Consider the following 18,770-nt stretch of genomic DNA (forward strand, 5'->3'; position numbering starts at 1 on the left):
ACTGTGATTTATCTACTCATTCTACTATTGGTTTTAATGATTGCATTTAGTGTTAAATATGCATGGTGGAAACCTGCTGTAGATTGGAAGCGACCACGTGTGTTGATGTATCACATGGTGCGTGAGCATATTGATGGTGCAAAATTTAATAAATTACGTGTTCAACCTGCTGCGTTTGAAAAGCAAGTAGCATGGATGAAAGCTGAAGGCTTTCATTTTGTCACCATGCAAGAGTTACAAGACAATTGGGGCAAGCATCCTGAGAAAACAGTTGCGATTACTTTTGATGATGGTTATCTCGATAATTTAGAAAATGCCTATCCAATTTTAGAAAAACATCAGGCAAAAGCAACGATTTATGTTGTCGTTGATCGTCATGATCGTGATTGGTCAACCTATAAAAAAGCCCATCATAACAGCGGTGAATTAGCACGAGAGCCGAAACTTAATGATGAGCAGGTTCATTTTTTAGCTCAAAGTGGCATTGTTGAAATTGGTTCGCATACATTAACGCACGCTAATTTAGATAAATTATCTGATGCTGAGTGTTTGGTTGAACTGCGTGATTCTAAAGCTCAATTAGAGCAACTTACCCAAAAATCGGTGATGAGTTTTGCTTATCCTTTTGGTATTTATTCACAACGTGATGTTGAGACCGCAAGGCAAGTTGGCTATAGCAATGCTGTAACGACTAAGGAAGGAATTGATGCTGATTTACCTGATTTTATGCAGTTACAACGTATTAAAATTAGTGGTAAAGATTCAATGTTTGCCGTGAAATTACGTTTAAAGTTGGGTAAACGTAATTAATTACGGCGAAAATAAATCATAATGATTTTGTATTGAACTGTGTATATTGGCATCCGTTATTGAAACAAAATGGTTATTTATATGAGCAATCAAAAAAGTAAAGTTGCAATTTTATACATTGCAACAGGACGTTATACTGTTTTCTGGGATTATTTTTATCAATCTGCGGAGCGGAATTTACTCCCTGATTGTGATAAACATTATTTTGTATTTACAGATGATCAGGAATTATTAAATACTTCAGATACGCATAACGTCTCTTATATTTTACAAAATAAATTAGGATGGCCACACGATACATTAATGCGTTTTGATATTTTTTTAGGTATTAAAGATCAATTAGAAACTTTTGATTTTATTTATTTTTTTAATGCAAATACAGAAATATTGTCGCCAATTTATGCTCAAGATCTTTTGCCTCAAGCAGATACGGAGCAATTGGCCTTTGCAATACAGCCCCATGCTTTTCATAAAAATCGAAATAAATATACCTATGACCGAAATGTTTTGTCTAAGGCAAATATCCCTTTAAATCAAGGGAAGTATTATTTTACTGGTGCATTAAATGGTGGTCGGTCACATGCATATTTAGCAATGTGCAAAGAGCTAAGTTTAAATACACATGAAGATTTGAAAAATGATCAAATTGCATTGTGGCATGATGAAAGCCATCTCAATAAATATGCACTCAATCGAAAGGATATTAAAGTTTTACATCCATATTTTACCCGTGGTGAAAAAGAGCCTTGGAAAAAAAATGCTAAAGTGATGTTCTCCGATAAAGGGCATTATCGTTTTGGTGGACATGCATATTTACGTAGTGAAACATCGCAAAAAATGAGTCAGTCAGATTGGGAACAATCAGCACATGCCAAACAGAAAGGCTTAAGCTTTAGAATGAAACAATATTTTGCATCCTTATGGATGTGAGGTGGATAGATTAGAATGGGCTAAAGTGTATTGGGTAATATTTTTTAGCTCATTAATAAATCATATTATTTTTTAGCGAATACTTTTTTGGGATGTAGAATATACAACCATAAAAGATATAAAAAATAATCGAAATGATTTAATTGAATCACAGGTGTGATTTGTAGGCTGTAGTGATTTTTATTAACGACTGACGTATCTGTATTGATATAAATCAAACCGAATTGTGAAGCAAAGCGTTCATAACGGTAGGGATATTTATTTTGTTGAATAACCGATTCAATCGCTAATGAATAGGGAACTGGACCAGTCGTATTGAGTACACCTTTACGACCAACATGATATTTCATTGGCGTATAATGCTTTATTCGATAGATAACTTGATCAATTACAGCTTTTAAAAAGGGTGAGTTTGGCTTACAAATAATATTCCATTGTTGATATTCACCATGTTTTAAATGCTTTAAATGTTTATTAATACCATAGCCTTGGTATTTTTGACCTTGTTCATTTTCCCAACCACAGATAACTAATTCATCTTGATCAGTTAATATTTCATTAAATGGCTTAGAACAAGAGCTTTTTAAATCGAGATATACACCACCTTCTTTATACATGAGTAAATATCTAAAAAAGTCAGAACGTGCAGCAGGATATTCCTTTTGAATAGACTGATAGATCGTCAGCATTTCTACATCATAATGTCGAGAAATATAGTCGACCATTATGGTTTCATCATAAAGATGATATTCCCAATCTAAATTTCTCTGACGCAGTTCAGCAATCGATTGCTTAATATTGTCAGGAATATTTGCTTCACCTTGTAAATAAATTTGATGAATGATTTTGGGAATAGCCATAAAAAGCCTTTCTTTACAGATGAAAGAGATTAAAAAATTAAATAATAGGTCGTCTAACTTGATCTAATTTTGAAAAATAAGTTTTCAGTTCATTGCTACGACTCGCCCACCATTTTTCAGGATTTCTTTTTGCAAGAATATAAAATAAAAACTCTTTGATGCTTTTTTGATTACGAGATTTTAAACTTTTCCAATAGGTTGAAAGAGCTTTTTTCTTTAGTAAATTTTGCTGAGTTTGATCTAATTCATGATCGTTTAAAAAATCATAAATGGTAAAAAACATATCATGATGTTGTTGGTTTAGGTTTTGAGAAAGACGATTATCCCCACGTTTTGTTTTGGTTTCTGCAACATCTAAAATGACAAAAACAGTCGGTGTTTTTGTGAAAAGCAGCTTTTTTGCAACAGCACCTAGCTGTAAAGCGAGTGATTCATCTTGGATGAATAACGATGCATTACATCCATTGGATTGTAACCATACTTCACGACTGCACATTACACACATTTCCATAATGTTATGTTGGATCATGTAGGTAAGTGGATTTTCTATAATTTGAGTATCCATTTTAGGATGTTGTTGCATTCCGGCTAAATCATAAATTTTTACTTTATTGCCATAAAACAAATCACAACTAGATTGTGTCATTAAATCTAAAATTTGCATTAAGCGATTGGGTGCAAGGACATCATCGGCATCCATAAAAAATAAATAATCGCCTTGAGCTGTATTTGCCCCTTGATTTAAACGGTTTGCAGGGCCTTTATTGTCTAAATTACGAATGATTTTAACTTTAGAATAGTGTTGCTCTAAATAGTTTGAATACTCAATCCACTGTGGATCGGTAGATGCATCATCAACTACGATAATTTCAAGTAATTCAACTAAATCAGGTTGTAAAGAATCAATGGTTCTCTTGAGCAAAGGACCTTTATTGAAATGAGTCAGAATGACGGAGATACATGGTGTATTCATGATGTCAGTTCACCTGTTTATATTTTAAGGTTTTGTTGAGCCATAAGAAGAACGTGTTTAAATGGCCTGTAAAACTATTTGTCGCGAGAAATTGAACTTGTACAAACTCAATATTATATTTTCTGCAAAAAAACATACGGTGATGTCCTTGATGCAATTTATCTTTTACACCCAGTCCACGACATAACATAATTGCCATAGGATGATTTTTATCATAGCCATGATCACGAAAGGATTGATCAATTTTATTGAAACGGTCTTGGCGTTGATCTTTTGGAACACCCCATTTGTTACGTTCGCTATAATTGTATGCAGTTTCTTCAGTCTTTAAATTGCGTTCTAAGTGGTTGTCAATGATATCGCTGAGGCGAATTTCATAACTTTGGAAAGAGGCATCTTGGTATTTTTTACGAATAGGTTTCAGCAGTCCTAAAACAGACAATTGAGGTGCACGTTGTTCAAAGACAATCCGAGTTGGATAATGGCTGAGCCCTTGTTTTTGAGCTTCGAGTAAAATATCTCGACCACAACCCAGTAGATCTGGGATATTTTTACTTTCTTTCCCGATCAATAGAATGACAGGATCATGATAAATGTATGCAGATGGAGCTAAAGTTGCATCATTTAAGGCGAGCAATTCTTCAATTTTAATGTGATAAATATCCGAAGAAAAACCGAGTTGACTCATACCTAATCATTAAATCTATTAAAACAAGAATCATAGACGTGTTGACCTAAAAAATCTATGTATCCTTAACAATATGAATGGTATTTAGATGATCGAAATAGTATAAAATTTTACTTTATTTAAAGATGTTCCTGAGTTCGCCGGTGAAAAAGTATTTAATCAGTATTGAAAAAGAAGGTAGCCCTCGTTTGGCGGGATTTTTTGCTCAATCAACATTTGCTCAATATCAAACTGAATTTAAAAAAATTGGTGTGCGTGGTGCAGACTTACCAACAGCAGAATATTTTAAATTGGCAGTGGCTGGGCGTAAAAAAGCATTAAGCCCTGCTGAGTTAGGATGTACTTTATCTCATGTGACAGCATTTAACGATTTTTTAGCTTCAGATGAACAATATGCATGTATTTTTGAAGACGATGCGGTTTGCCTTGATGATTTTGATCTAAATACTTTAGAAACTCAGGTGCAGGCATTGAATTTACCTGCTGAATTTTTATTAAGTATGGGTGGAATTCAGCTTAGAAGTAGTCATCGTGTGCGAGGTCATTTTTTAGATCAAAAAATCAATAATCGCTCAGTCTTAAAGTTACACCCCATTTATTTTGGGCGTTTATTTTATACCTATGCTTATATGATTGATCGGAAAATGGCGGAACTTTTACTGAGATATCATGAAATGCCAAAAGGCTGTGATCATTGGTCGCAATTACGAGATTACGATCCTAATTGCCAACTTTATGCGACATTTTTATTCAATCATCCTGAGTTGGGTGAAGAAATGGTTGGGCAAAGTTATATAGAGCAAGAACGGAAATTATTGAAAAATCATGGTGAGGCTAAAAAATCATTTTTTACTCGATTCAAAATTTCATTGTTAAAACGCATTTATAAATATGCATTAAATCGTTATAAAGTTTAAGTAATTGATATGAAAAATGATTTAATTAACCTGTTTTCAACAGATGAAGAGCAAACACGGAAACTTAAAAAGTGGCATAAACAGCCATGGCGTACTTATTATTCTTTGTTTGTTTCAAAAGAAAAACGCAAGCAACAAAAGTTACAAGCCAATTTATTACAAAAAAAACATGTCGCAAAACTGTGGAATATTTTCTTAGAACAGTATTTTCAAAACAAACTTGAATACTTTCAATTAAAGCCTAAAAAAGAATTGTTGAATCAAAAAATTATTTGGCAATATTGGGGGCAGGGATTAGAACAGGAAAAATTACCTGATTTAGTTAAGCTCTGTTTCGCATCTGTTGATGAGTATAAAGCAGATTATCAGGTGATTCGTTTAGATGAACACACTATACGAGAGTATCTAGATTTACCTGATTTTGTTTGGGAAAAAAAGAAAAATCCACAGTTTAAGCCAGCATTTTTTGCAGATTTACTTCGTTTGGCTTTGCTTGATGTTTATGGTGGAGTTTGGATTGATGCTACAATTTTACTCACTGCACCGATAGAGCAAAAGCTTTTAAGCCAAGATTTTTTTATGTTTCATAGAGATGAAACAGTACAAAATAAAGAATTTTGGCAAGAGTTCAATCAGGATTATTTTGGTTGGAATGATGAACATTATGTAAATGTTTTAAATAGTTTTATTGTTTCAAAATGCAGGAATAATATTGTTCATATTTGTTTGGATGTGATGCTAAATTATTGGAAAACTCAAAATAATATTCCACATTATTTCTTCTTTCAAATCATGTTTAATGAATTGATGAATCACTATTTGACTACGGAAAGTATGCAAATTTTGGATGATACGAAGGTTCATCTTTTGCAAATAATACAAAATGATCGCTTTAATCAGGAGCAATATGATTTAATTTTAAAACAAATGGGTATTCATAAATTGAATTATGTCAAATTATTGCAACAGAAATCTTATTATGAGCACTTGTTATCTATTTATAAGATATAGATATAATGTATCGTGATATAATAGGGAAATCTTAATCTTTTGCGTATATCTTTGCGATTTAGTCTTGAATGGAGATTTTGAGTCTATATTTTATGATGATGAAAAAACCACTTGTATCCATTATAACTCCTTGTTTTAACAGTCATTCAACAATTATTGAAACAATAAGGAGTGTAAAAAATCAGTCATATCAAAATATTGAGCATATCGTTATTGATGATGGCTCGACAGAGCCAATTAAAAATGTAATTCAAACTTATTTATCGAATATTATTTTTTTACAACAAGATAATATGGGGGTTTCCGCAGCTCGGAATAATGCTGTAAAGCATGCTCAAGGTGAAATTTTAGTTTTTTTAGATGCAGATGACTTAATTGATTCTACATATATAGAGAAAGTTGTACAGTCCTTTGAACTTCAGCCAAATATAGCAATGGTCGCTTGCTATGTATCCGAGATAGGACGTTCAAAAAATAAAATTAAAATTAAACCTTTTTGCCAAGAATCATTTTATTATCACAACAACTTATTTCCGTCTATTATTGCAGTTTCAAAAGTATTGTTTGAAAAAGTTCAAGGCTATAATGAAAATTTAAAAGTGTGTGAGGATTGGGATTTATATTTACGTATTTCTCAAATGAATGCAAAAGTTCATGTGATTCCTGAGTACTTATTTTTTTATCGAAAACATAAAGATCTTTCAAGCTTAACGGATTTGATGGGTCGAGATAAAGATACGGTTCATAAAGCATATTATTCTTTATATCAAACACATCAAGATTTTTATGATCAAAAACTACTTTCGCCCCTAAATGTGGCTTATTTGAAAATTAAATCAGATAAAAGAGTTAATAAAGTATTTAAAGTTTTGAAATTTGTGTTGCTATTGTTGTTATTTTTGAGCTGTACTCTACTTGGAATAAATGATTTAAATATGGTTAATTTAACGTTTAATATTTTAATTATTCTGACTTTGTTATTGCTATTTATTTTTATTGTGCGCGCTGAAAATAAGTTGAAAAAATTTGATCTTAAAAATATCCCTCATATTGATTAAATTGGAATATTGGGGATTTTTTTATTTATTGAGAAATTGGATCTCATTTAATTATTTAGCATTTAGGTAAAGTCTTGAAAAAGTATTTAATTAGTATAGAGCAAGCTGGTAGCCCTCGTTTAGAGGCTTTTTTTAACAATGTAACCTTTCAAAAGTATCAACAAGAGTTCCAAAAATTTGGTGTCATTGGTGCAAACTTATCAACAAAACAATATTTTCATTATGCTGTTGCAGGTAAGCAAAGACCTTTAAGTCCAGCAGAGCTGGGGTGTACGCTCTCACATGTACAGGCTCTACAAGACTTTTTATCCTCAGATGAAAAGTATGCATGTATTTTTGAAGATGATGCGATAAGTATTCTCGACTTTGATTTAAATGATCTAGAGCAAGAGGTTGGAGCTCTAAATTTAAAAGATACTTTTTATTTGAGTTTAGGTGGTATTCAGCTTAAGGTGAATCAAAAAGTAAGAGGTCATTTTTTAACAGGGACACTCAAGAATAAAAAAGTTTTGCATGTTAATTTATTATATATCCGTCGTTTTTCCTATGCATATGCTTATGTTATTGATCGTAAAATGGCTGAAGTATTTTTGAAGTATCATGAGTCACCAAAAGTGTATGATCATTGGGGGGAATTATATGATGAAAATAGCCATATTCATTTTTATGCAACACATTTATTTGATCATCCTGAATTAGATGAATGTGCAGCGGGGCAAAGTTATCTTGAGTTAGAAAGACAAACTTTACAATATAAGAATAAGAAAGGGAAAAAGAAAAATATTTGGGAGCGCTTAAAAATTTCTTTAATTAAGCGAATCTATAAAATGACGCTAAAAAAGTATAATTAAATTTCAAATAATCAATTGAGCTCAATAAATAGTGATCAATTTGATATTTATTGAGCTCATCATTATTGAGATTGTAAATGTGAATTTCTAATATGAAGTTTTTCGATAATGATAAAACTCATCAATGTTGCAACTACTAAAAAATAAATGAAAGTTGTAGAGAGAAAAAATAAATAATATTCAGTTAGTCCACAAACAGCATAGAAAAAAGTAAAAACACTTCCAGAGATAGCAAGCATTTTAATTTTTTCATTGGCGCAGAATATATCTTTGAAAAAGAAAAAGAAGGGAATTAATAAGGTTACAAGTAATCCAAATAGCCCTAATATGCCATGTGCTGCTAACTCATTAAAATAAATACTATGAAGGTGTTGATAACATTCAGGAATCTTGCCTTGTTTCGCTAATTTGCAATTATTAGCTTCAATTCCATATAAACTTATACCTAGTATAGGTTTTGTCTTAAATAATTCTATGCCACTTTTCCATAAGACTAAACGTGTGCCTGTACTATTTTGATAACTTTGGTTTTTGATTAAAGCAGTATCATTATTTAAGTCCGAAATTCGATTTTTTAGGGGGGAGTTAGCGAGTGAAATATTGATAACAATAAACATTAATATAGCAGCTAAAAAAACGAAACATTTTTTGGTTTGTTGTTTAAAGTAGAGTAAAAATATAAAGCTATAAATAAAAGGTAAAGCTAACCATGTACCTCGCGTACCATGTAAAATGAGTGTGAACATGGAGAGTAAACTCAATGCTAAAAATAAATATGAAGACTTACTTTTTAAATAAAATGAATAGCATAGAGTTACAATGCTTAATGATATTAAAGTAATATCATAGCTAATAATCGGATTGAAAAACTGAGATAAATCTCCTCGATTAAAGTCGAGTAAAATATTAAAATAGGAAACATAGAAAAATGTAATACAGCAAACAATCAATAAAATATTATAAAATATTTTTGGCGTAAATTTATTGTAATAAAATACTGTAGGAAGTGTCATAAATGCTATAAACCAAAAATATTGATCTATTAGTCGTTTATAAGTTTTTAGGTAACCTTGGTTCGGAATATTTTCAAAACGATCTAATACATAATAACTCAGTGTGCAGGTCAAAATACTGATGCTACAAAATATAATAAGGGAGATATTAGGTTTTATGAATTGCTTGTTCTTTAAATGATAGAAATAAAAAAGTACAAAAATAATTGAAATATACCAAAGACGGAATTTTTCATTCAAAATATAATAAATAAATAAAGCTAAAAATAGAACTGAAATAAATAGACTAGACTTTGCTTTAGTCAAAGTTTCTAATTCAATTTTTAGCATAAAAAACACCTAGAGTTAATCTTTAGGGATTGCTCTGATTACGTATCAATTTAAATGTATTGGAATAAAATTTAGGTGATTAGATTAGTGATTATCCGCATTACCTTTCAACACAAGGTAAATTAAAGCGGTAATAATCAGGAATCCTGCTAAAAAACTGCTTGTACTGAAATATACAATACGTTGATAGGTATCTAAGTTAAACAGTTGATGATTTAAAATGTAGCGCATAAAACCCCATTGTGCGACTGAGAACACAATAAGAATAATGGTATGACGAAGAACAGCAGGGCGCATAGCCATCAGGTTTTACCTCAAAGATTGATCACGTTATTATGCCATTTTTGCGAATTAATCTCAATTGAATACGAAATCAAGCAAATATATAAAAATAGCGAAGTCATTGATCAATTCGCAGTTAAAAAATTATTTTCTGTATATATTGATGTCGTCTGAGGTTTTACGAAAACGTTTATATGACCAAATATATTGCTCAGGGGCAATATCAATCATTTTTTGTATTTCAGCATTAAGTGTATCGACAGAAAGTTGTAAATCTTTAGATAAAATATCTTCTGATAAAGGGTGGCAGATAACCGAAAAATGTTGAGAGTTGTGAGTATCGCGAATACAACTTAAACCAATAACATGACATTGCGTTTTACTTGCGAGTTTAGAAACAAGTGTACTTGAAAGGGCATGTTGTCCATAAAAATTAGAGAAAATCCCACCTGATGGTTTTGGGACATGATCAGGTAAAATGACGGTAAGCCCACCTTGTTTCAAGTGTTTAAAAATAGCCCGAATACCTGTTTCATCCGTCGGGACAAGCGTAGCGTTAAATTTTTCTCGTGCTTCTAAAACGTAACGATTTGCACCTTTGACTTTATTGGGTTTATACATGATAACAGGAGCTGCATATACATTGATCCATGCATTAAGTAATTCCCAACTGCCCAAATGGGGTACAACAACAATCACACCTTTTTGATTGGCAAGGGCATCAGTAAAAAAATGCTCGCCTTGAACATTTTTGAGTAAACTTAAACTATATTCGGGTGACATTCCCCAACATTTAATAAACTCCACATAAGTCAGGCATTGGCTTCGAATACTTTTTTTAACTAAATCGGCATGATCTTCAGCAGATAATTCAGGATAAGCAATTTTAAGATTAATAGATGTAACACGCTTCATGGATGAATTGAAGCTGCTGAGAATGAGAGATACAAAACTTGCGATAAGCTGTAAAAATGATAAAGGAAGTAATGCGATCATTTTTAAAAGAATGTACATAAGAATTGAGTTCAGCCGAATGATAGGTATAGGTGTGCTAAGATTTTGAAAATTAGAGTAGGTAGAATATCTTATTTTCGAGTATGGTGATCATATATGAAGTGCTTTGTGAAAGCTTTATTAAAAAGCATCAAGTGATCAATAATATAAAAATAGTCAAACACTTATCTATGTCTAAGCGTGAAAAATATCATCAATTGAAATAATTATTGTATATAGATCATATAGAAAAGTACTAACAATATAAAAAAACCCTGCATTTAAGCAGGGTTTTTATATCAGAGGCTAAAATTATTTAACTTCTTCGGCTTTTGGTTTTTCACGTAAGCGAATACCTAAGTCACGCAATTGATTTGGTTCAACTGGTGCAGGTGCTTGAGTCAATGGACATTCAGCAGTTTTGGTTTTTGGGAATGCAATCACGTCACGGATTGAAGATGCACCCGTCATTAACATGACCAAACGATCAAGACCGAATGCCAAACCACCATGCGGAGGCGCACCGAATTTCAATGCATTCAACAAGAAGCTGAATTTTTCTTCCGCTTCTTCTTCATTAATACCTAAAGCTTCAAAAATAGCTTTTTGCATTTCTAAGTTGAAAATACGGAGTGAGCCACCGCCAACTTCAGTACCATTCAAGACCATGTCATAAGCGACTGAAAGCGCAGCACCAGGATTATTCTTTACTTCTTCAACGCTTGATTTTGGTAGCGTGAATGGGTGATGAACAGATGTCCATTTGCCATCGTCAGTTTCTTCGAACATTGGGAAGTCAACCACCCAAAGCGGTGCCCATTCACACGTTGAAAGTTTCATGTCGTGACCGACTTTGATACGTAAAGCACCCATTGCATCATTTACAACTTTTGCTTTGTCCGCACCAAAGAATACGATATCGCCATTTTCAGCACCAACACGTTTTAATAAATCAAGTACGATTGGTTCGATAAATTTAACGATTGGAGATTGAAGACCTTCAATACCTTTTTCAAGTTCATTGACTTTAATATAAGCCAAACCTTTCGCACCGTAGATACCGACAAATTTAGTATATTCATCAATTTGGCTACGTGGAAGCGCGCCAGCACCTGGTACGCGAAGCGCAACAATACGACCTTTAGGATCTTTAGCAGGGCCTGCGAATACTTTGAATTCAACGTCTTGCATCATGTCTGCAACGTCAACCAACTTCAAAGGAATACGCATATCTGGTTTGTCAGATGCATAGTCACGCATTGCATCGTTATATGTCATGCGAGGGAATTTATCGAACTCAACGTTAAGAAGTTCTTTGAACATCTTCACGGTTAAAGTTTCCATCAAATCCATAATGTCATCGTCACTCATGAACGATGTTTCAACGTCGATTTGAGTAAATTCTGGCTGACGATCCGCACGTAAATCTTCGTCACGGAAACATTTAGCGATTTGGTAATAACGATCAATACCGCCAACCATCAACAACTGTTTGAACAATTGTGGTGATTGTGGAAGTGCATAGAAGCTACCGTTAGATACACGACTTGGCACTAAATAGTCGCGTGCACCTTCAGGAGTAGCACGCGTCAAAATTGGTGTTTCAACGTCTAAGAAACCATTGTCTTCGAAATAGTTACGAATAAGATTAGTTAATTTAGAACGGAAACGTAAGCGATCTAACATTTCAGGACGGCGAATATCAAGGAAACGATATTTCAAACGTACTTCTTCTGAAATGTTGGTGTTTTCATCATTCAAAGGGAATGGCGGAGTTTCAGAAGCAGCAAGAACTTCAATGTCTTTGCCTAATACTTCAATTTGACCGCTAGTAATATTTGCATTTTCTGTGCCTTCGTAACGACGACGTACACGGCCTGTAATTTTTAATACGAATTCTGAACGTGATTTATCTGCAGTTGCAAATGCTTCTGGGGTATCTGGATCGATAACCACTTGAACAAGACCGTCACGGTCACGCATGTCAAGGAAGATTACACCACCGTGGTCACGGCGACGATGTACCCAACCGCATAATGTTACAGTTTGGTCAATTTGGGCTTCGGTTAAAGAACCGCAGTAATGAGTTCGCATCATAGCGTTAAAAATCCAACTATATGGGTTAAGGAAGCGAATACGTAAACAGCGTATCGCCTTTAAAATGTAATGTCAGATTATGCATCTTTGAGCGTTCAGGCTCAAGGATAAGATCGAAAAACAACGGAATTTAACATTTATATGCTTTGAATCAGATCAGTATTTTGCTTCGTTTTAAAATAAATTATTCTTTAAAAAATTGTTTTCGATCAAGCCATAGAAATACAATACAACCTAAAGAGAAACAGAGTAGTGAACCACGAGCAAAACCATTGAGAAAAAAGCCGATCAAAGTGTATAAATCTGCACTGTGTGGATTAAATCCTGTATATTTTGCACGTAAAATATAGGTTGCAGAACCTGCGAAAAAGGAGAATAAAAAGAGAATAAAAGAAAAGTTAAACACTTTTTTCGATGTGATGTTGGGTTGTCTAAAATTAGAATAATAATGTAGTGACATCCATAATAAAAAAGGCAAAGCGATAATTGATGTACCGATTTGTAGAACACGATGCATTGGGTAAATGTGTCCCATGATCGGAACTTCACGAGCTAAAAATGCATGAAAAGCAAAGGTTCTGAAGTCTAAATGGGTTAAACCATCCCAAATAATATGTGTGGCTGTGCCGAGTAAAATCGCCAAAATCATGCCGCATAAAAACTTAAATAAAGTCATGGCTGAATGAATATTCAGTGGAGCATGTATCCCAACTAACTTAAAAAGCATTGGGCGATAGAGGCAATACCATAAAAAACAAAACAGTAATCCAACCCATAAATCAGGATGAACCAAACCTTGCCATTGGTGATTTAAATGGATTTCTTTTTGTACTAAAATTCTATAAAAATCAGGCGTCATTGTACCGATTGCTAATGCACCGATGGGTAGACGATTACCTGTCAGTTTAGAAAGAGGCGGAGCAAGTACAGCATGTGAAAAAGTAAAAGGCATTGATGTCTATCGTTACAGCATGATTTTGAATTGATTTTATACAAAATTAAAATTAACACTGTTTTTTATTGCAAATAAAGTGAAATGTTATAATATAACATTTTTAAAAATACTGAGCTATGAGAGCCTTGTATGTCATTTTCTAAAAGTGCCTTGACACTGTCGATCACCACAATTTTAGCTTCAACTACATCTACACTTCTTTGGGCAGATGAAGAAATACCATCTTCTCAGTCAATAAATAAGCTTGAGAGTATCACCATAACTGCGCATCCCCTTGATCAGACCGATGCCGATTTTGGTGTAGCGGATCAAAATATTTCACGTGAAAAACTACAAGAAAGCGGTACAACGTTAGGTGAAGCACTGAAAAATGAACTGGGGATTCATTCAAATAGTTTTGGCTCAGGTTCAAGCCGTCCTGTCATACGTGGGCAAGAAGGTGCACGCGTTAAAGTTACGCAAAATGCTACAGAAACGATGGATGTTTCAAGCTTATCGCCTGATCATGCAGTGACTATAGATCCGCAACTGGCGCAAAAAATTGAAGTGATTCGTGGACCATCGACTTTGCTTTATGGCGCAGGTTCAGTCGGTGGTTTGGTCAATGTAACTGATACGAAAATTCCAACACAGATGCCTGAAAATGGTTATGAAGGCAATGTTGGATTACGTTACAACAGTGGCAATGATGAAAAAATGACTCATGCAGGCACTACCGTTGGCTTAGGTTCAAACGTGGCTTTACGTGTAGAAGGCTTAAAACGTGATGCCAATGATTATATAGCACCGAATTATTTCCATGATCATGACGGTGAGTTAGAAAAAGAAAAACGTGTAGGCAATACATTCTCAGAGTCTGAAAACGTCAATGTTGGATTGTCATGGATTGGTGAACGTGGCTTTGCAGGTGTATCTTATAGTAACCGTCAAGACAAATATGGCTTACCAGGGCATAGCCATGAATACGAGTCTTGTCATCCTCATGGTGATCACTTGCACTGTGGTGGTGATGATCATTCAGGACATGATCACTCTGGGCATGACCATGATGAAGATCATGCACATGAAAATGGCCCATGGATTGATATGAAAACAGAACGTTATGATTTCCGCTCAGAGTTGAATGAACCTTTTGCAGGTTTTAAAAAGTTACGTGCTCAAGCAAGTTATACCGACTATCAACATGATGAAATTGAAGGTAGCGAAGCAATGACAACCTTTAAAAGTAAAGGTTATGAAGGGCGTATCGAGTTAGTCCACAATCCTCTTGCGAAATGGGAAGGCGTTTGGGGTATTCAAGCGAGTCAGCAAAAACTTGATGTCACAGGTGAAGAGGCAACACTTGCACCGAATGAAACACAAAAATACAGTCTGTTTGGTGTAGAGCATCGTCAATTTGGTGATTTCCATGTGGAATTAGGTACACGTTTGGATCATCAAATAGTAGATGTAGACTCTGAACAAAAAGACTTTGATGGCAATGCTTTTTCGTATTCAGGTGCGGTAAATTGGGACTTTAAACCGAACTATAAATTATCATTGCTTGGTTCTCATCAAGAGCGTTTACCGTTGGCGCAAGAGTTGTATGCCCATGGTGGACATTTTGCTACCAACACTTATGAGCTTGGCAATGATGGCCTAGACAATGAAAAATCCAATAATGTTGAATTAGGTTTACATTATGACGATGATAAACTCAGTTATCATGTTCATCTTTATCACAATTGGTTTGATAACTATATTTATGCAAAAACATTAGATCAGTATGAAAACTTCCGCTTGATCGAATATAGCCAAGACAAAGCAAAATTCTACGGTACAGAAGCTGAAGTAGCTTATCAATTCAACGATATTTATAAAACAAGTCTTTTTGGCGATTATGTTCGTGGAAAAATTGATAGTGATAATGCACCGCGTGTCCCTGCAGGACGCTTAGGTACACGGATCAATGCAGATTTTGATGATCACTGGTCAGGTTCAGCAGAGTATTCGCATGTGTTTAATCAAGATAAATTTGCCGCTTATGAACATGAAACCCAAGGCTATAATATGGTCAATATTGGTTTGGCCTATAAGTATTCATTGGCAGATCGACAAGAAGCCAAAGTCTTTTTTAATGCCAATAATTTACTTGATGAACAAGTCTATGAGCACAGTTCATTTTTGTCCAATATTCCGCAAATGGGACGTAATTTTGTCATTGGTGTAGATTATAAGTTCTAATTATTAGGATTTATTCACCAAATCATCATTGAAAAATAAAGCAATTCGACCTAGTCTGCTATTAACAGATTAGGTTTTTTTCTATGCGTATCTTTAATAAAATTCAGCATAAACTGAATTGGTCAAAACGACGTTATGTCGGTGTGTTATTAGGCTTTTTTGCATTTGGTTATTTGGCGTCAGCTGTTTATCACACAGTTAAACCAATGCATGAGGGGCTTAATTTCACAGGACCATTACGTCATGCCAATGTACAGTTTCTGGTAGATCAGACGTATATCGATATGCAAGGAAAACAACAGATTGATCAACAGATTTTTGATCAGGTATTACAACTGATTAAAGAAGCTAAAAGCACGATTGTGATTGATATGTTTTTATTTAATAAAGAAGTGGGTAATTCTAAAATTCCACAACGAGAACTGACAGAGCAACTTACACAAGCTCTAATTAATCAGAAAGTAGTCAATCCAACGCTTGAAATAAAATTTATAACAGATCCAATCAATTCCGTATATGGCGGGATTCTGCCTGAGCAATATCGTCAATTACGTCAGGGTGGCATTGATGTGATTGAAACCAATTTGACGCCATTACGTGCATCTAATCCTACGTGGTCAGGTCTGTGGTATTTGTGCTGTCAAGACTTAGGCAATAATCCTGAAAAAGGTTGGTTAAATAATCCTTTTGGTAAAGAGCCAATCACGCTTCGAAGTTATTTCAATTTATTCAATTTTAAAGCTAATCATCGTAAAACCATTGTTGTTGATACCGATGCAGGATGGAAAACCATAGTAACCTCAGCCAATCCACATGATGGTAGTTCACGCCATTCTAATGTTGCTTTAATGGTGACAGGTGCTATTGCAACAGATGTACTTAAATCTGAACAACCCGTTGCGATGCTATCAGGTGGTACGACACCATTTGTTGCTATAGGGAACATGGAGGGTGTTAAGACTGATCCACAGGTTCAAGTATTGACTGAAAAAGCCATCTATGAAGCCATTTTAAAAATGCTGAGTACGGTAAAATCGGGCGATAAGATTGATTTAGCCATGTTTTATTTATCGGAACGTCAGATTATTAAAGGGTTAATTTCTGCCAAAGAAAAAGGTGCTCAGGTTCGAGTGCTACTTGATCCAAATAAAGATGCATTTGGTCGGCAAAAAAATGGCATTCCTAACCGTCAAGTGGCTTCGGAGTTACATGAAGCTGGTGTCGATGTGCGTTGGTGCAATACGCAAGGCGAGCAATGTCACAGTAAGATGATTGTGAAACGTAATGCCCAATCGGCTGAGTTAATTTTAGGTTCAGCCAACTTTACCGCACGGAATTTGAAAAATTATAATTTAGAAACTGATTTACGTGTCCTGGGGCAACCACAACAGCAAGTTTTTGTTGATGCCGAACAATATTTTAATACCGCATGGTCGAACTTAAATGGTCGTCAGATGAGCATAGAGTATTCAAAATTTGCAGATGAATCTACGTTTAAGTATGGCGTGTATAGATTTATGGAATGGAGTGGTTTGTCGACGTTTTAATGACTTTACCCTAATCCTCTCCTATAAGGAGAGGGAAAATACCTTCTCTAGCAGAGAAGATTGGGATTAGGGCTTTTAAAATTAATGATGAGGATTTGGTGGAACTACTGCATCCAAATCCTTATCGGTCATTTTATCGAGTTCATGTAAGTCTGTTTTTATTTTCCATTGATCAATATTTTCAACAGGTTTTGGCAGACGAGCTTCAAGCCAATCACAGACCACATCAGGTGGAAAGTCGACATGATTACACTGAATGACCCACGCTAAAAATTGCTTTGCTTCACCGTTCATATATGGAGGAGGGGAAACAGGTAAAAATTGAGTCGGTAGGCGTTCATTCTTTGAAATGTAATTTAAGACATGACCGAGTTCTTGAACGGTTTGCCATGCAAGCGGATGATCGATATTGATCTGAAATTTAAACCACCACGCCTGTTTGCCATCTGAACCATAGCTATCAATAAATGCTTCCTGCACACTTGGAACTTTGCAAAAAAATTGATGAAGACGGTCAAAATTCAGTTCAGCCACAGTACAGCATCCATCCAATTAAAAAATATATATTAGCAGAAAGACAGCTTATTTAATCTGACCTAAGTATGACAAATTTGAGTAGTGCTATAATTTGTATATTATTTATTCATTATTTATCTTAAATTAGATTTTAAACTGTCTAGATTGAATCAGGAGTGGAAAAGACAATGAACAAAAGCATCATACAGTCAGCACTTATGTTGATGATTGCTACAGTGTCTGTTTCAGTGATGGCAGATAATAAATGGGGGGGATATAAGTCGGTAGAGCGTCATCAGCATTCTGCACCGTATACATCGTCTTATCAGGGTAATGCAACACCATATGGGCATCCATTTACACAGACGTATCCTGTTAATCCACCAAATTATCACGGAGGAGGTCATTCACAATATCCTACTCGACCACTGCCAAATTATCCTAGTCAAGGCTATCCAAACCATAGTTATCCATCTTATCCAAGCTACCCACCACAAAATGGTGTGACGATTATTTATAATCATCAATTTCCAACCAAAACAGAATACTCAGGAAATAGCTACGGTTATGTGAATGGTGATGGTGGTTCAATACAAAGTTCAGAATATACCTTAATTACTGATTGGCGCCGTTATGGATTGCCCGATCCGCAAGTGGGCATGCATTGGGTTTATCAAAATGGGCGTTATGTGCAAATTCCAAACGGACGATAAAAT

At 34.5% G+C, this 18,770-nt stretch carries 18 protein-coding genes; 9 read left to right on the top strand and 9 right to left on the bottom strand.

The window, feature by feature from the left end; genetic code table 11:
• The first annotated feature begins 3 nt into the window (after nt 1–3).
• Both FW754_RS07050 and FW754_RS07055 read left to right on the top strand, forming a co-directional pair.
• Complete coding sequence (locus tag FW754_RS07050) at nt 4–810, top strand: polysaccharide deacetylase family protein (RefSeq protein ID WP_446324207.1); 807 nt, start codon at nt 4–6, stop codon at nt 808–810.
• Between the two features lie 81 nt (nt 811–891).
• On the top strand, nt 892–1,740 hold the full coding sequence (locus FW754_RS07055) for a family 6 glucosyltransferase (RefSeq protein ID WP_419346091.1): 849 nt from the start codon (nt 892–894) through the stop codon (nt 1,738–1,740).
• Between the two features lie 65 nt (nt 1,741–1,805).
• Here the strand turns inward: FW754_RS07055 and FW754_RS07060 are convergent, their stop codons facing one another.
• From FW754_RS07060 to FW754_RS07070, 3 genes are read right to left on the bottom strand one after another with little or no spacing between them, the layout of a single operon-like run.
• On the bottom strand, nt 1,806–2,663 hold the full coding sequence (locus FW754_RS07060; RefSeq protein ID WP_409510392.1) for a glycosyltransferase family 32 protein: 858 nt from the start codon (nt 2,661–2,663) through the stop codon (nt 1,806–1,808).
• Nucleotides 2,638–3,573 (bottom strand): glycosyltransferase family 2 protein, encoded by a 936-nt coding sequence (locus FW754_RS07065; RefSeq protein WP_419346090.1) that lies wholly within the window; start codon nt 3,571–3,573, stop codon nt 2,638–2,640. Before FW754_RS07065 ends, FW754_RS07060 begins: the two co-directional genes overlap by 26 nt.
• A 4-nt stretch (nt 3,574–3,577) precedes the next feature.
• The gene (locus FW754_RS07070) at nt 3,578–4,261 is read right to left on the bottom strand and encodes a hypothetical protein (RefSeq protein WP_409510302.1); all 684 of its coding nucleotides are present in this window, start codon (nt 4,259–4,261) and stop codon (nt 3,578–3,580) included.
• 143 nt (nt 4,262–4,404) lie between these two features.
• On the opposite strand from FW754_RS07070, the gene FW754_RS07075 reads away from it, so the two are divergent.
• From FW754_RS07075 to FW754_RS07090, 4 genes are all read left to right on the top strand, one after another.
• Complete coding sequence (locus FW754_RS07075; protein WP_409510303.1) at nt 4,405–5,178, top strand: glycosyltransferase family 25 protein; 774 nt, start codon at nt 4,405–4,407, stop codon at nt 5,176–5,178.
• Nucleotides 5,179–5,187: 9 nt separating this feature from the next.
• On the top strand, nt 5,188–6,189 hold the full coding sequence (locus FW754_RS07080) for a capsular polysaccharide synthesis protein (protein ID WP_409510304.1): 1,002 nt from the start codon (nt 5,188–5,190) through the stop codon (nt 6,187–6,189).
• A 92-nt stretch (nt 6,190–6,281) separates the two neighbouring features.
• Nucleotides 6,282–7,247, top strand: coding sequence for a glycosyltransferase (locus tag FW754_RS07085; protein ID WP_409510305.1), 966 nt, complete (start codon nt 6,282–6,284; stop codon nt 7,245–7,247).
• Between the two features lie 74 nt (nt 7,248–7,321).
• On the top strand, nt 7,322–8,098 hold the full coding sequence (locus tag FW754_RS07090; RefSeq protein WP_409510306.1) for a glycosyltransferase family 25 protein: 777 nt from the start codon (nt 7,322–7,324) through the stop codon (nt 8,096–8,098).
• A 62-nt stretch (nt 8,099–8,160) separates the two neighbouring features.
• Here FW754_RS07090 and FW754_RS07095 read toward each other — a convergent pair whose 3' ends face one another.
• The 5 genes from FW754_RS07095 to FW754_RS07115 form a co-directional block, all read right to left on the bottom strand.
• The gene (locus tag FW754_RS07095; RefSeq protein ID WP_446324208.1) at nt 8,161–9,441 is read right to left on the bottom strand and encodes an O-antigen ligase family protein; all 1,281 of its coding nucleotides are present in this window, start codon (nt 9,439–9,441) and stop codon (nt 8,161–8,163) included.
• 84 nt (nt 9,442–9,525) lie between these two features.
• Entirely contained in the window at nt 9,526–9,744 is a 219-nt protein-coding gene (locus tag FW754_RS07100; protein ID WP_409510308.1) for a hypothetical protein, read from the bottom strand.
• 123 nt (nt 9,745–9,867) lie between these two features.
• Complete coding sequence (locus FW754_RS07105; protein WP_446324209.1) at nt 9,868–10,737, bottom strand: lysophospholipid acyltransferase family protein; 870 nt, start codon at nt 10,735–10,737, stop codon at nt 9,868–9,870.
• A 291-nt stretch (nt 10,738–11,028) separates the two neighbouring features.
• Nucleotides 11,029–12,813, bottom strand: a complete 1,785-nt coding sequence (gene aspS, locus FW754_RS07110) for an aspartate--tRNA ligase (protein WP_409510310.1) — start codon at nt 12,811–12,813, stop codon at nt 11,029–11,031.
• 184 nt (nt 12,814–12,997) lie between these two features.
• Nucleotides 12,998–13,765 carry a DUF4184 family protein gene (locus FW754_RS07115; protein WP_446324210.1) on the bottom strand — a complete coding sequence of 256 codons (768 nt, stop codon included), beginning with the start codon at nt 13,763–13,765 and terminating at the stop codon, nt 12,998–13,000.
• A gap of 132 nt (nt 13,766–13,897) precedes the next feature.
• On the opposite strand from FW754_RS07115, the gene znuD reads away from it, so the two are divergent.
• Nucleotides 13,898–15,991, top strand: a complete 2,094-nt coding sequence (znuD, locus tag FW754_RS07120) for a zinc piracy TonB-dependent receptor ZnuD (RefSeq protein WP_446324211.1) — start codon at nt 13,898–13,900, stop codon at nt 15,989–15,991.
• A gap of 83 nt (nt 15,992–16,074) precedes the next feature.
• Nucleotides 16,075–17,538, top strand: coding sequence for a phospholipase D family protein (locus FW754_RS07125; protein WP_446324212.1), 1,464 nt, complete (start codon nt 16,075–16,077; stop codon nt 17,536–17,538).
• A gap of 81 nt (nt 17,539–17,619) precedes the next feature.
• Here FW754_RS07125 and FW754_RS07130 read toward each other — a convergent pair whose 3' ends face one another.
• Nucleotides 17,620–18,072 carry a hypothetical protein gene (locus FW754_RS07130; protein WP_409510314.1) on the bottom strand — a complete coding sequence of 151 codons (453 nt, stop codon included), beginning with the start codon at nt 18,070–18,072 and terminating at the stop codon, nt 17,620–17,622.
• Nucleotides 18,073–18,242: 170 nt separating this feature from the next.
• Between FW754_RS07130 and FW754_RS07135 the strand changes: the two genes are divergently transcribed.
• Nucleotides 18,243–18,767 carry an RcnB family protein gene (locus tag FW754_RS07135; protein ID WP_409510315.1) on the top strand — a complete coding sequence of 175 codons (525 nt, stop codon included), beginning with the start codon at nt 18,243–18,245 and terminating at the stop codon, nt 18,765–18,767.
• The last annotated feature ends 3 nt before the right edge of the window (nt 18,768–18,770 follow it).

The organism is Acinetobacter sp. 1207_04, assembly GCF_052850415.1.